This is a genomic window from Hymenobacter sedentarius (assembly GCF_001507645.1).
In the GTDB taxonomy this organism is placed as follows: Bacteria; Bacteroidota; Bacteroidia; order Cytophagales; family Hymenobacteraceae; genus Hymenobacter; species Hymenobacter sedentarius.
In genome coordinates this window covers 80009-93063 of sequence record NZ_CP013909.1, presented here as the reverse complement: position 1 = coordinate 93063, position 13055 = coordinate 80009, and the positions used below count along the sequence as shown (strand labels likewise).

General features: G+C 62.3%; 12 protein-coding genes. 4 read left to right on the top strand and 8 right to left on the bottom strand.

Going from position 1 to position 13055, the window contains the following annotated elements:
* Positions 1–60: 60 nt before the first annotated feature.
* The 3 genes from AUC43_RS00400 (at position 61) to AUC43_RS00390 (ending at position 3897) form a co-directional block, all read left to right on the top strand.
* A complete protein-coding gene (locus AUC43_RS00400; protein WP_068188329.1) occupies positions 61–1263 on the top strand; it encodes a threonine synthase in 1203 nt (400 codons plus the stop codon).
* A 163-nt stretch (positions 1264–1426) separates the two neighbouring features.
* Positions 1427–3328, top strand: coding sequence for a polysaccharide deacetylase family protein (locus tag AUC43_RS00395; protein WP_068188324.1), 1902 nt, complete (start codon positions 1427–1429; stop codon positions 3326–3328).
* 29 nt (positions 3329–3357) lie between these two features.
* A complete protein-coding gene (locus AUC43_RS00390; protein ID WP_068188321.1) occupies positions 3358–3897 on the top strand; it encodes an RBBP9/YdeN family alpha/beta hydrolase in 540 nt (179 codons plus the stop codon).
* A gap of 18 nt (positions 3898–3915) precedes the next feature.
* Here AUC43_RS00390 and AUC43_RS00385 read toward each other — a convergent pair whose 3' ends face one another.
* The 5 genes from AUC43_RS00385 to AUC43_RS00365 form a co-directional block, all read right to left on the bottom strand.
* On the bottom strand, positions 3916–4191 hold the full coding sequence (locus AUC43_RS00385; protein ID WP_068188318.1) for a DUF167 domain-containing protein: 276 nt from the start codon (positions 4189–4191) through the stop codon (positions 3916–3918).
* 5 nt (positions 4192–4196) lie between these two features.
* Positions 4197–4961 (bottom strand): endonuclease III domain-containing protein, encoded by a 765-nt coding sequence (locus AUC43_RS00380; RefSeq protein ID WP_068188315.1) that lies wholly within the window; start codon positions 4959–4961, stop codon positions 4197–4199.
* A 206-nt stretch (positions 4962–5167) separates the two neighbouring features.
* Positions 5168–6145, bottom strand: a complete 978-nt coding sequence (locus tag AUC43_RS00375) for a hypothetical protein (protein ID WP_068188313.1) — start codon at positions 6143–6145, stop codon at positions 5168–5170.
* Positions 6146–6482: 337 nt separating this feature from the next.
* On the bottom strand, positions 6483–6893 hold the full coding sequence (locus AUC43_RS00370; RefSeq protein WP_068188310.1) for a response regulator: 411 nt from the start codon (positions 6891–6893) through the stop codon (positions 6483–6485).
* A gap of 99 nt (positions 6894–6992) precedes the next feature.
* Positions 6993–8483 carry a sensor histidine kinase gene (locus AUC43_RS00365; RefSeq protein ID WP_068188307.1) on the bottom strand — a complete coding sequence of 497 codons (1491 nt, stop codon included), beginning with the start codon at positions 8481–8483 and terminating at the stop codon, positions 6993–6995.
* An 82-nt stretch (positions 8484–8565) separates the two neighbouring features.
* Here AUC43_RS00365 and AUC43_RS00360 point away from each other — a divergent pair, with 82 nt between their 5' ends.
* Positions 8566–9387: a TrmH family RNA methyltransferase gene (locus AUC43_RS00360; protein WP_068188303.1), complete on the top strand. Its 822-nt coding sequence runs from the start codon at positions 8566–8568 to the stop codon at positions 9385–9387.
* Between the two features lie 8 nt (positions 9388–9395).
* On the opposite strand, the gene galB is transcribed toward AUC43_RS00360, so the two are convergent.
* From galB to AUC43_RS00345, 3 genes are all read right to left on the bottom strand, one after another.
* The gene (galB, locus tag AUC43_RS00355; RefSeq protein WP_068188300.1) at positions 9396–11858 is read right to left on the bottom strand and encodes a beta-galactosidase GalB; all 2463 of its coding nucleotides are present in this window, start codon (positions 11856–11858) and stop codon (positions 9396–9398) included.
* 112 nt (positions 11859–11970) lie between these two features.
* A complete protein-coding gene (locus AUC43_RS00350) occupies positions 11971–12489 on the bottom strand; it encodes a DUF6630 family protein (RefSeq protein WP_157780860.1) in 519 nt (172 codons plus the stop codon).
* A gap of 18 nt (positions 12490–12507) precedes the next feature.
* Positions 12508–12954: a hypothetical protein gene (locus AUC43_RS00345; RefSeq protein WP_157780859.1), complete on the bottom strand. Its 447-nt coding sequence runs from the start codon at positions 12952–12954 to the stop codon at positions 12508–12510.
* Positions 12955–13055 lie beyond the last annotated feature (101 nt).

The following is a 13055-nucleotide window of genomic DNA, read 5'->3' as shown; positions in this document are numbered from 1 at the left end:
ATTCCAAAAACCCATCCCTAAAAGGCATACCGCGGGCAGGCCCCTCCCGTACTTTGCCGTATGAAACTGGTAGCCTCCGAATCCCTCTCGCGCTTAGCCGCACTGCACTGCTCGGCCTGCGGCACTCCGCACTCTGCCTTCGACCTGCAACGGGTTTCCACCTGCTGCAACCTGCCTCTCGTGGCCGATTATGACCTGCACGAGCCCCTGAGCCGCGACGTTATCGACCAGGCCGATACGTCGATGTGGCGCTACGGCGCCCTGCTGCCCCTGCTGCACGACGAAAACAAAGTGACCCTGGGCGAAGGCATGACCCCCATGCTCAACCTGCCCCGCTTGGCCGCGCGCCACGAGCTGTCCTCCCTTCTGCTGAAGGACGAAGGCCAGAATCCCACCGGTTCGTTTAAAGCGCGCGGCCTCAGCATGGCCGTATCCAAAGCCAAAGAGCTGGGCGTAGACGGCTGCATCATTCCCACGGCCGGCAATGCCGGCGTGGCCATGGCCGCTTACTGCGCCCGCGCCGGCCTCCGGGCCGTAGTGGTAATGCCGCGCCACACCCCCATGGCTTTCAAAGAAGAGTGCTACTGGTACGGTGCCGAAGTGGAGCTGGTCGATGGCCTCATCAGCGACTGCGGCGCCCGCGTGCGCCAGCGCAACGCCGACGGCGCCCTGCTCGACATCTCGACCCTGAAGGAGCCCTACCGCCTCGAAGGCAAGAAAACCATGGGCTACGAAATCGCCGAGCAGCTCAACTGGCAGCTGCCCGACGTGCTGCTCTACCCCGCCGGCGGCGGCACCGGCCTCATTGGCATCTGGAAAGCCTTCCAGGAAATGAAGGCCCTGGGCTGGCTGGCGCCCGAAACGCGGCTGCCGCGCATGGTGGCCGTGCAAGCCCAAAACTGCTGCCCCCTGCTGGAAACCTACGCCGGCCGCCAGCCCAACTGCCACAGCTACCAGGGTAGCGCCACGCTGGCCAACGGCCTAGCCGTGCCGCACCCCCTTGGCGAAGCCATGATGCTGCGCGTGCTGCGCGAGTCCAACGGCACGGTGGTGAGCGTTAGCGAGGAAGACATGCTGGCCGGCATGCGCGACCTCGGCCAGCAGGAAGGCCTGTTTGTGGCCCCCGAAGGCGCCGCCGTATGGATGGCTACCCGCCAGCTGCTGGCCACCGGCTGGCTGCAGCGCGACGAGAAGATTCTGCTGCTGAACACCGGCAGCGGCCAGAAATACATGGAAAACGTGGCCGGCCGCGCACTGCGCTAACGCGACCGGGCACCGCCATGCCTGCCCTGCACAGCGCAGCCGAAGCATTCCTGCCAGGAGAGTGAGTTCTACCTGGTGAGCACCCTCCCTTCGCTGCAACGAAGCGGCAGGGATGTTTCGGCTACGCTTAGCACGACCTTCCGGCAGGCAATACCTTTGCTGGATGCGCATTCTCCACGTTCTTTCGGCTGAGTTCTTTGCGGGCTCCGTGGCCTATGCCGTGCAGCTGGCAGAGGCCCACCGCGCCCAGGGCCACCAGGTGTGGATGCTCTCCGAATCCGACCAGCTGCCCACCGGCGCCACGCAGGTCGTGGCGCCCATCAGCAACCGCCGCTACGCGCAGCGGCTGCGCAATGCCCGTTTTATCCGGCAGCTCGTTCGGCAGGAGAACATTGATGTGGTGCATGCTCATGCCCGCGCAGCCAGCTGGGTGAGCTACTTCGCCCTTCGCGGCATTAAAATCCCGCTGGTGAGCACCGTGCACGGCCGCCAGCACCTGCATGCTTCCACCTCACTGTTCGACATCTACGGGGATAAGGTCATCGCCATTTGCGGCAATCTGCGCGAGCATTTGGTGACCGAAGTGAAGATGGCCGCGTCCAAAATTGTGGAGATTCCCAACGGGGTCAATTTTGGCGCTGCGCCAAAATTGAATGAAGAATTAAGAATGAGGAATGAAGAGTTGTCGTCTGGCAATTCTTCATTCCTCATTCTTAATTCTTCATTAACCCAGCCGTTGCGGGTCGCGTTTATCGGGCGGTTTAATGGAGGCAAAGGCGAGCGGGCGGCTGCCCTGTTGCAGCAGGTTTTTCCGGAGCTGCTTCGGGAGTTTCCGCAGCTGCGGGTGGCGCTGATTGGCGGTGAGCTGGAGCAGTTGCCGGCCGCTGGAAAAACTGCCTTGGAGCAGCTGCAGGGTGAATTTGGAGAGCGGGTAGAAGTGGTGGGCTTCACGAAGGATGTGCCTGGTTGGCTGGCCCGCACCGCGCTGGTCATCGGGGCCGGGCGGGTGGCCATCGAGGCCCTGGGCGCGGGCCGGTCCGTGCTGGCGCTGGGCGAAGCCAGCTACGAAGGCCTGGTAACCGATGACACTTTTGCCGCGGCGGCCGCTTCAAATTTCGGAGACATTTCGGCGCAGGTAGCTTCGCCAGCGGTTGATTGGGCTGCCATCCTGGAAGATGCCCAAGCCTTTCTGCAGGCCCCGCAACCAGTAACGGCAGAATTGCAGCAGCGCGTGAGGGTACATTACGACCTGGCCACGGTAGCCACGCGGGTGCTCGAGGTATACCGCGAAGCGCGCATGCGCAAAGCCGCCCCGGATTTTATCCCAGTGCTGATGTACCACAAAATCCCCGACGCGCCGCTCGAAACCAAGCACAAGATTTACGTCACCAAAGAGAATTTTGAAAAGCACCTGGCGTATTTCCAGAAGCAGAAATTAACGCCCATAACCTTTGCCGACTATCTGAAATTTGCCAACGGCGAATTGCCGTTAGCTCAATTTCCCGCGCGGCCCATCATCTTAACTTTCGACGACGGCTACACCGACAATTACACCAACCTGCTGCCGCTGATGCAGCAATACGGCTACCGGGGCGTTATGTATTTGCTCGGCGATTTTGAAGTTCGGCACAACCAGTGGGACCTGGCCGCCGACCCCACCGAGCCGCGTTCCGAAATAATGGACCTGGCCCAAAAGCGTGCGTTCGTGGCCGCAGGCTGGGAAATTGGGGCGCACACCATGTCGCACCTGCGCCTCACCACGCTGCCACCATCCGAAGCCGCCCAGGAAATTCAACGCAGCAAAGCGGAATTAGAGGCTACCCTGCAAACCCAAATTGTGAGCTTCGCCTATCCGTACGGCGACAGCAACGACACCGTGAAAAAGGCGGTGCGGGAAGCCGGATTTACGCTGGGCGTTTCCACCGACACCGGCGGCATGCACCTCGAAGACGACCGCATGCAGGTGTTTCGGATAAACATGTTTCCGAACGAAAGCGCGAGCAGTCTATTCAAAAAAACCTCGACGTGGTACCGGAAATATTACCGCTGGAAACGCAAGAAATAATTGCCGAATAACCCCAAAGGCTGGCGCAGATGAACACCGAAAAACCAACCATTCTGACCGTGCCGGGCCTGGGCAGCTCCGGGCCGCTGCACTGGCAAAGCCGGTGGGAGCAGCTGCACCACTGCCAGCGCGTAGAGCAGGCGGAATGGGACCAGCCCGTGTGTGCCAATTGGGTCCGGCAGCTCCACCACGCCATTTGCCAGTCCCCGGGCCCGGTGCTGCTGGCAGCGCACAGCCTGGCCTGCCCCACGGTAGCGCATTGGGCCGCCACTCACGATGCCTCCCGCGTAGCCGGCGCCCTGCTGGTGGCCCCCGCCGATGCCGAACGGCCCGACTTCCCCGCCGGGGCCACCGGATTTGCGCCCCTGGCCTTGCAGCGCCTGCCGTTTCCCAGCATTGTGGTAGCCAGCACCAACGACGAATACGTGACCCTGGCGCGGGCGCGCTTTTTTGCCGACGCCTGGGGCAGCCGGTTGGTCAACGCCGGTGCCCGCGGACACCTCAATTCTGACTCCCACCTGCACGACTGGCCCGAAGGGTGGGCGTTGCTGCAGCAGCTCAAGCCCTGAAACAGTGGCAACCCTGGCTCAGGAGGCCGCTTGCAGCCGAGCCAATACGGCCTGACCGGCCGCCTCGTCCACGCCCTCAATGCGGATTTTCTTAATCGGCGCGGTGTGCCCACTCAGCAGCTCCACGCTGTTTTTGCTCACGCCAAATACCTCGGCTAAGTAGGCCAGCAGGCAGGCATTGGCCTTGCCGTCCTGAGCGGGGGCCTTCAGGCGAACGGTCACGGAGCCGTTGGCGGCTACTTGCAACGCCGTGGTTTTGGCCCCGGGCTTGGCGCGCAGGTGTATAATAAACATGGAATTTAGGCCGCCGGAGAACTGGATGCCGCCAGCCGGGCCTGCCCGAAGGGGCACTGGTCCAGCACCACGCAGCGGTGGCAGGCGGGCGCACTAAAGTAGCAGCATTTCTGCCCGTGAAACATGAGCGCCTCGTGGTGGTCGTACACCTGCTGGGCATCCCAGCCCGGGGGCAGCAGGGCTTCGAGCAGCTTGTGGGCCGGGCCTTCGCCCACCTTCGGCCCAATGAGGGCCAGGCGCTGGGCCACGCGGTGGTGGTGGCTATCCACGGGCATGGCCGGAATGCGCAGGGAGCTGAATAGGAGGGTGGCGGCGCTGGTTTTCGGCCCCACGCCGCTGATGCTTTCCAGCCAGGCCCGCGCTTCGGGAATGGGCATTTCGGCGAGGAAATCCAGCGAGCACGGGGCATCGGTGCCGCAGCGCTCGCTGATTTCGCGCAGCACGGCCTGAATGCGCGGGGCCTTCTGCTCGGGCCAGGTGCAGGCCCGAATGGCGTGCTGCACGGCTTCGGTCGGCGCATCTCGCACGTCCTCCCAGGCCGGAAACGTAGCCCGTAGTTCCTGGTATGCCCGGTGCGAATCGGCGTTTTTGGTGCGGTGCGAGAGCAGGGCACTCACCAGTTCGCTCAGCGGGTCTTTGGTGCTGAAAAAGCGGAATGGCGCCCCGTATTCGGCACACAGCCGCTCGTGCACCAGCAGGGCCTTGGCCTGGCGGGCGGCAAAATCAGCGGCAAGAGCTTCGGAAGTAAGAGACGCGGCAGTAGGCTTCATGCCAGACCTACGCACGCAGCCAGCCCAGGGGTTGCTTTACGCTTCGCTTAATTAAAAATAATGAGGAATGGAGAATTGGAATTGAGCTAAAGTGCCCGAACTTCCTCATTCCTCATTCCTCATTCCTCATTCCTCATTCCTCATTCCTCATTCCTCATTCCTCATTCCTCATTCCTCATTCCTCATTCAGCGAAGCGCCGCCAGCGTTATTTCCCGGCGTTGTACAGGGCAATGGCTTGGCGCTGGTTGCTGGCTTGCTTGCTTTGAAGCACAATGGGCACGATGAGCACCGGAATGGCCGCGTACACCATCGGCGAGATAGACCGGCCGTTGTCAGTGGGCTGCAGCGATTGCAGCAAGCCCGCTATCAGCAGGCCGCCGCCCACCACGTAGCTGCCCACGGTGATTTGCTGGTAGCGGCGCGACTCCATGAGCAGCTGCTGGGCGCCGGCGTTGTCGCTGGTTGCGAGCATCAGGTTGCGGGTGCTCAGGCTTTGGATGGGGCCGTTGTCTTTGGAGAAGTATTCGGTTTTGACGGTGCGGTAGCCGTTGTAGGGGTATCCCATGCCCCCCATGCCGTACCCGCCGTAGCCATAGCCCCCGTAGCCCGGGTAGCCAAACCCGCCGGGGCCGGAGCTGTACTGAGACGTGGTGATGGAATACAGGCTGATGCGGCCGGTTTTGTCGCGCCGCAGCGTGCTCTCACGCGACGAGCCGGGCAACGTGGTGCGCACGTAATGCCCCGTTTCGTCTTCGTAAAAGCCGACTTCGTTCAAATCAAACTTGCGCTGCCCATCCAGCAGCAGGTAAGAGCGCCCAAACAGCGGCGTCTTCGTCTCCACATCCGAGGCGTTGTACACCAAGCCGTTCTTCAGGCCTACCTGGAAGCGGGCCGCCCGGGTATTGTTGCCCGGCAGCCGGCCGGGTGGGGTAGGGGCGTACACCGGCGCGGGAGCCGACATGGGGCCGGGCAGGGGCGTGGTTACCGTGGCGCGGCGCGTGGTGTCGGGCGGGGCCACGGGCACTGCATCCAGCTGGCGGGGAGCCGGCGCCGTGCGGGGCCTGGCCGGCGGTGGCATGGTGGGTGGCGCGCCCAGTTGGCGCGGGCCCACGTCCTGGGCCTGGGCTGCGCGCCCTCCGAGTAATACCAAGGCCAGTGCCGGAAAAAAGATAGGAATTCTCATATGAAGAACGGAAGGAATGTCAGTGGGGCTGAACAAGGTACCAACGCCCAACAAATATGCCAGACCAGTACCACAAAGCTCCCCTAGAGCATCAGCTTTTTTGCCGAAACGCAAACGAAAGGTAATGCGTGTGAATTCCGTTCTTCCTGCGTGAGGTTCAAATAAACAACCAGCCGTCGGCCCCGGCCAAAGGTGTCGTTCTTGGCGATAGCAAGGGCCTGCCATTTTAGCTCAATTTCGCTCCAAGCGCTTCATTATAAGTCTAGTATCTATTTGCATAGGTCGCAGTTCCTCGGTGCTAAGCGAGGTTTCTGGAAGGCCCTGCAAGCGGCAAAAGTTAATTCAGCAACTTTTCCAGCAAACTCAGGCTGTCGGCCAGGTCGGTGCTGGTTTCAAAGTCCAGGGGCTTGAGGATGTAGCCGCTCACGCCCAGGTTTTCGGCGTTGAGCCGGTCCACGTCCATGCTGGAAGTGGTGGTGATGAACACCGGAATGTGCTGAAACTCGGGGTTGGCGCGCAGCTCGGTGAGGAACTCAATGCCGTTCATGCGGGGCATGTTCAGGTCCAGCAAAATGACTTCGGGGAGGGGGCGCAGGGGCTCGGCGCCGTTGCGGCCCAGCAGCAGGTCCAGCGCTTCCTCGCCGTTGAAGGCCGTGTGCAGCTGGTGGGGCACGTTGAACTTGGCGAAGGATTTCTCCGCCGTCATCGTATCAAAAATATCGTCTTCGACAAGTAAAACCGAACGCATGCAATACAGAAAAATAGGGGAGTTTACCCACAGCTAGCCGGAAAAGCCGTGAGTGGTAATAAGTCCGGAATGCCTTCGATGGGTTCCCGCGGGGCAGGTTTACTTTGGCCAGGTAAAGATAAAGCCAGCCCCCTGGCCCGGAACCGATTCGACGCGAATGCTGCCGTGGTGCTCGTTAATAATCTTTTGCACAATGCTTAAGCCAATGCCCGTGCTTTCGGCCGTATGCCGGTCGCGCAGGGTTTGAAATAGGAGAAAAATCTTTTGGTGGTACTCCGGCGCAATGCCGGGTCCGTCGTCCTGCACCCGGAATTCGTAAAACGGACCGGCCTCGCGGCACGTCACTTCCAGGTGGCCGGCTCCGCGCTGGTGGTACTTCACGGCATTGCTGAGCAGGTTGGTAAACACCTGCTGCAGGCCCAGCCGGTCGGTCATGAAGCTCGGCATCTCGGGGGCTACACGCAGGGTAAAGTCCGGCGGTACCACCAGTTCGGCTACTTCGCCCAGCAGTTGAGCTACGTTCACGGTGGCGGTGGTCTGGGCGGTGCGGCCCACCCGCGCATACGCCAGCAGGCCGTTTATCAGGTCTTCCAGGCGCGCCAGCCGGCCCTTCATCTGGTCGAGGTAGGTGCGCAGCTGGGGCGAGAGCTCGGCCGCCAGCTCGTCTTCAATCCATTTTACGATGGTGGTGACGCCGCGCAGGGGTGCCTTCAAGTCGTGCGAGGCCACGTAGGCGAATTGATCCAGCTCCTGGTTGCGTTTTTCCAGGGCACTGAAGCTGGCGTCCAGCGTCTGGGTCATGCGGTTCAGGGACGTAGCCAAGCCGCCGAGGTTATCCTCGGCCGTGTCGGTGATTTTTACCGTGTAGTCGCCCTGCACCACTTGCTCGGCCAGCGCCCTGATTTGGGCGATGCGTCGGCTGATTTCCGCGTTGATATCGGCCAGCTCGCCCTGCAGGCGGCGGTTGTCGGCCAGCTCCTTCGCGATTTTTATCACCAGCCACACCACAATCAGGATGGCCAGCACCGCCGACACCAGCACCACAATGGGCGTGGCTTTCTCGAATACATCCTGCAACGCGCTGCGTTGGGCCAGCAGCGCCAGCTCGCTGTCTTTGATGCGGGCGTAGAGGATGCGCACCTGGCGCAGGGTTTGGCGGTCGGTGTCGAGTAGGGTTTGCATTGCCGCCCGGCTCATGGATTTTTTGATTTCCGTGAGAGGTCGCAGAATCCGGAACTCCTGTTCTACTAGGATTCGCAGCGAATCGAGGCGCGCGCGTTGGGCGGGGTTGTCCACCGTGAGGGCCTGGATGCGCTCAAGGCTGGCCGGCAGCTGGCCGGTGGCAATGCTGTAGGGCCGCAGGTACATGGTGTCGCCGGTGAGCAGGTAGCCGCGGGTGCCGGCCTGGGCATCTTTCAGCACAGCCGTGATGGTTTCGGCCTCCTGCAGTACCTGGTAGGCATGCTCTACGCGGGCCGTTTGCACGCTCAGGCCCCGGATGCTCCAGAACGAGGCCGCCGCCGTGAGCAGCAGAATGCCGATGGCCAGGGCAAAGCCGATGACGATGTTGCGGTCAATTTTTGATTTCATTGGTTGCGAAGGTAATGGGCCGCCCTACGCTGGCGCCTAGGCCAGGGTTGGGCCGCGCCGCCGGGCCCGTATCTTCGCGGCCATGCCGCTTGCCCCCTCCGACCGCCTCAGTAGCCCCCAAAACCCGCGCATCAAACAGCTGCTGCGCCTTCAGCAAAAATCGGCGGAGCGCCGCGCGCTGGGCCTCACCCTGGTAGAGGGCCTGCGCGAGCTCACCATTGCCGTGGAAGCCGGCGTGTCCGTGGCCACCGTGTACACCTGCCCCGAGCTGGCCGGCGACACCGGCCTGGCCGCCCTGCAAAGCCTATTTGCCGATAGCGCCGCGGCCCCTGAGTGGTTCGAAGTCACGCGCCCGGTGTTCGAAAAAGTAGCCTACCGCGAAGGCTCCGATGGCCTGCTCGCCGTGCTGCGCACCCCCGCCCGCACCCTGGCCGACCTGCGCCTGCCGCCCAACCCCCTCGTCATCGTGCTCGAAGCCGTGGAGAAGCCCGGCAATCTCGGCGCAGTACTCCGCACGGCCGATGCCGCCCCCGTCGACGCTGTGCTCATCGGCGACCCGCGCACCGATTTATTCAACCCCAACGTTATCCGGGCCAGCATCGGCTGCGTGTTTACGGTGCCCACGGTGGCCGCGCCGGTAGCTGATATCCTGACGTTTTTGCAAGAGAAAGGCATCCGCAGCTACGCCGCGGCCCTGGCCCCCGAAGCCCATCCGTACACCAAGTGCGACTTCCGCGGCCCCACGGCCCTGGTGATGGGCACCGAAGCCGATGGGCTCACGCCCCAGCTGCGCGCGGCCTGCGACGAAACCATCATCGTGCCCATGCGCGGCCGCATCGACTCGCTCAACGTGAGCGTGGCCACCGCCGTGCTCACCTTCGAGGCCGTGCGGCAGCGCGGGTAGCCGCCTGCTTATTTGGGGCTGCTCGTTTTCAGCTCCACGGTGCCGGGTTGCAGGCCGGTGGCCGTGGCCTGCAGCCGCAGGGCACCGGCGGTTTTGCCAGCCTCCACTACGGCCACCAGTTGGCCATGGAAAGCCCGCATCTGGGGCTGCTGGAATGACTCCAGGCTCGTCGGGTCGCCGTTGGCTACGGCGTGGAAGCTGCCCGCGCCCGTCACGGCAAAGTGCAGTTCATGGGCGGCATCGGGGCAGAGGTTGCCTTGCGCGTCTTCCACGCGGGCCGTCACGAAGGCCAGGTCCCGGCCGTCGGCGGTCAGGGCTGGGCGGTCGGCCACCAGGCGGATGTGGTGGGGCTTGCCGGCAGTCTTCACCTGCTCGGTGGCCACGGCGTTGCCCTGGGCATCGTAGGCCACTACCTTGAGCGTGCCGGGGGCATACTTCACGTCTTCCCACATCAGGCGGTAGCGCGTTTCGGGCCGGTCGGAGGCCAGCTTGGTCTGGCGCCCCTGGCTTTTGCCGTTCACAAACAGCTCAGCCGACGGGTAGCTGGTGTAGCAGAACACCGGCGTAGGCTGGCCTTCGCGGCCGGGCCAGGTCCAGTGCGGGAGCAGGTGCAGCGTAGGTTGAGTTGTATTCCAGCGGGCGCGGTAGAGGTAGTAGCGGTCCTTGGGCAGGCCGGCCAGGTCAATGATGCCGAAGTAGGAGCTGTGGGAGGGCCACTTTTCGTCGTAGGGCGTGGGCTCGCCCAGGTAGTCGAAGCCGGTCCACACAAACTCACCCAGCACTTTGGGCTGGTCGTCCTGCGCCACAAATTCCTCGTCGGGAATTTGCGACCAGTTGCAGGATTCCAGGTCGTACGACGACGACTGGTTGTCGGGATACTTCTTCTCCTTGGCCTTCACCACCGGAAACTTGTACACCCCGCGGCTGCTGACTGTGGAGGCGGTTTCGGAACCCAGCAGGAAGCCCTGCGGCAGCTGGCCCAGCGCTTCCGGGTAGCGGTGCGGCTTGTAGTTGAAGCCGGGGATGTCGAGCACCTGCGCAAAGTTGTTTTTGAAGTCGTCGTCGAAGCGGTCCATGCCCGCGGCCACGAGGCGCGTGGGGTCCTCGCGGTGCACGATGTCCTGCAGGCGCTTGGCAATCTGGCTACCGTTGGGGCTGCTTTGGTCGGGCACCTCGTTACCAATGCTCCACATGATGACCGAGGGGTGGTTGCGGTCGCGGTGCACCATGTTCACCAGGTCTTTTTCAGCCCACTCGTCGAAGTATTGGCTGTAGCCGTTCTTCACTTTTGGCGCTTTCCACTCATCAAAGGCCTCTACCATCAGCATAAAGCCCATTTCGTCGGCCAGGCTCACCAGCTCGGGCGCCGGCATGTTGTGCGAGGTGCGGATGGCATCGGCGCCCATTTCCTTGAGCAAGGCCAGCTGGCGGCGCAGGGCGGCCACGTTCACGGCGGTGCCCAGCGGGCCCAAATCGTGGTGGTTGCACACGCCCCGAAACTTGCGGGCCTTGCCATTCAGCGAAAACCCTTTGCCCGCCTCAAACTTGAACGAGCGAATGCCGAACCGGGTGCTATACTCGTCTTTCAGCACCTCGCCGGCATACAGCTTCGAGGCGGCCGTGTACAGCACCGGCGTTTCCGGCGACCACAGCTTTGGGTTGGGCACCGTCAGGTTTTGCTCGAATTCCAACGCGTTAGTGGTTACCAGCGCCGTGGTGGTGGTGGCCACCACCTGGCCGGCCGCATCCCGGATTTCGGTTTGCAGCCGCAGCGGTTGGAATGCCCCACTTGGGGTTTCAATCTTGGTTTTGAGCTTTACCTGGGCGCTGCTAGCGGTGATTTCGGGCGTGGTCAGGTAGGTGCCCCACACCGGAATGTGCACGTCGTCGGTCACAATCAAATGCACGTTGCGGTATAGCCCCGCGCCGGGGTACCAGCGCGACGATTCCGGCTGGTTTTGCAGGCGCACGGCCAGCGTGTTGTTGCCGTCGGCCCGCAGGTAGGAGGTAATGTCAAAGGAAAACGAGTTGTAGCCGTACGGCCAGTAGCCCACCTCCTTGCCGTTCACAAAGACGTGCGCGTTGCTCATCGCCCCGTCAAAGAGCAGCACGGCCCGCCGGCCGGGCCCAAACTGCGGCACCGCCAGCGGCCGCCGGTACCAGCCCGTGCCGATGAAGGGCAGCCCGCCCGTACGCCCCGCTTTGAGCGTCGCCGCCTGCTCGTTGTTCTGCTCAATTTTAACGGCCTGCAGGTCGTTCTTGCCATCAAAAGGCCCGTAAATAGCCCAATCGTGCGGCACGGTCACGGTTTGCCATTTCGCATCCTGAAAAGCTGGAGCGGCGGCATCGGCTACCTCGCCCTTCGTGAATTTCCAGTTGGTATCCAGTAGGTATTCCTGTCGGGTTTGGGCCGTGGCCGGAAGGGTGGCCAGCAGCACTAAGGCGGCGGCAAGGGTTTTCAGGGTAGGCATAGGGCGGCTCAAGCAGAGGTGGGTTTCGGTTCGTAAGCTACAACCTGCCCCTGTTTTGGCTGATAGTTCAGCTTACCTAGGCGCGCTACTTGGGCTACAAAACGCCTTTCTGCTAATACACCGTCAGCTGGAAGCCTAGGTCGGCGGCCAAGCGCCGTGCTGTTTCGGCTTGGGCGTCGGCTACCACTCCCAGCGGAAAAGAGTCGCTATCGAGCGAGAACAGCACCAGCGCAAGGCCCAGTGATTCCAAAGCATCCTGCACGGCATCGAGCTGCTCGGGGCCGGGCTGGCCGCGCTTGAGCAGGGCGGCCGGCAGCAGGGCCCGGGTTGTCTTTTGCCGCGTTAGTATCTCGTTAATGCCATCGGCAATTTCTGCGGAGGTTTCGTTCCAGTCGCTTTCCCAGGCTAGTTCTTCGCCGAGTAGCGCGTCGATGAGAGCAATATCGCGCAGCTCCTGCGCCGGCAGCGGGGCCACAATGCCGCGCTCCTCTAGTTCCTCGGCAAACTGCTCCTGGTAAGCAGCTGGGTCCTGGATAGCCAACGCCAGCCGCTCGCTCACTCGCTGGGTAGCATCGGCGTCATTCAGAGTAAAAAGCTGCACAAAGCGGCTCAACGTTTCAGATGGAATCAAACTCATTAGAAATTAAGATTAGTGGGGCAGTACGCCCTCCTGCTGCACTTGCACCAGGTATGGTATCAGGGCAGCCGGACGTACCGCTGCCGGCAGCCGCCGCGTGGCATGGTATTGACGGATAACCTGATACAGTTGGTCCCGCCCGTTATTAACGGCGCGGATTACGCCGAATGCCGACACGCCCAGCAGGCTATATGCCATGGGAGCTACCCAGGAGTCGTAGTAATAGGCATTGTAGTTAGGGGAGGCGCCGTAAGTAGCCGGGTTGGGCTCGTAGTGCCGCCCGACAGCTGTTATCACCGGCACCGGAATGGCAGCAAAGCGCATGATGCTGCGGCCGGTTTTCCACTTAGCGTAATACAGGCGGATAATGGCGCGCGCCGTGTCGTTGAAAGCGTAGGCATCCTCAAAACCCGCGCGGGAAAGCTTGTATTGGTCTTTGCTCGGGTGTTCGGTCATCACATCAGCAGAAGACTGAGCCCATCCCGACCGGGTAGCTATCAGTAAGAGAAGGAGTAGAAATAGGGTAGATTTTTTAGGCATAAAGCGCAGCGTAGAAGAAA

Bases quoted from the DNA above. Each gene is read 5' to 3' on its own strand.
- AUC43_RS00400 (WP_068188329.1), top strand. From the start codon at position 61: ATGAAACTGGTAGCCTCCGAATCCCTCTCGCGCTTAGCCGCACTGCAC.
- AUC43_RS00395 (WP_068188324.1), top strand. From the start codon at position 1,427: ATGCGCATTCTCCACGTTCTTTCGGCTGAGTTCTTTGCGGGCTCCGTG.
- AUC43_RS00390 (WP_068188321.1), top strand. From the start codon at position 3,358: ATGAACACCGAAAAACCAACCATTCTGACCGTGCCGGGCCTGGGCAGC.
- AUC43_RS00385 (WP_068188318.1), bottom strand. From the start codon at position 4,191: ATGTTTATTATACACCTGCGCGCCAAGCCCGGGGCCAAAACCACGGCG.
- AUC43_RS00380 (WP_068188315.1), bottom strand. From the start codon at position 4,961: ATGAAGCCTACTGCCGCGTCTCTTACTTCCGAAGCTCTTGCCGCTGAT.
- AUC43_RS00375 (WP_068188313.1), bottom strand. From the start codon at position 6,145: ATGAGAATTCCTATCTTTTTTCCGGCACTGGCCTTGGTATTACTCGGA.
- AUC43_RS00370 (WP_068188310.1), bottom strand. From the start codon at position 6,893: ATGCGTTCGGTTTTACTTGTCGAAGACGATATTTTTGATACGATGACG.
- AUC43_RS00365 (WP_068188307.1), bottom strand. From the start codon at position 8,483: ATGAAATCAAAAATTGACCGCAACATCGTCATCGGCTTTGCCCTGGCC.
- AUC43_RS00360 (WP_068188303.1), top strand. From the start codon at position 8,566: ATGCCGCTTGCCCCCTCCGACCGCCTCAGTAGCCCCCAAAACCCGCGC.
- galB (WP_068188300.1), bottom strand. From the start codon at position 11,858: ATGCCTACCCTGAAAACCCTTGCCGCCGCCTTAGTGCTGCTGGCCACC.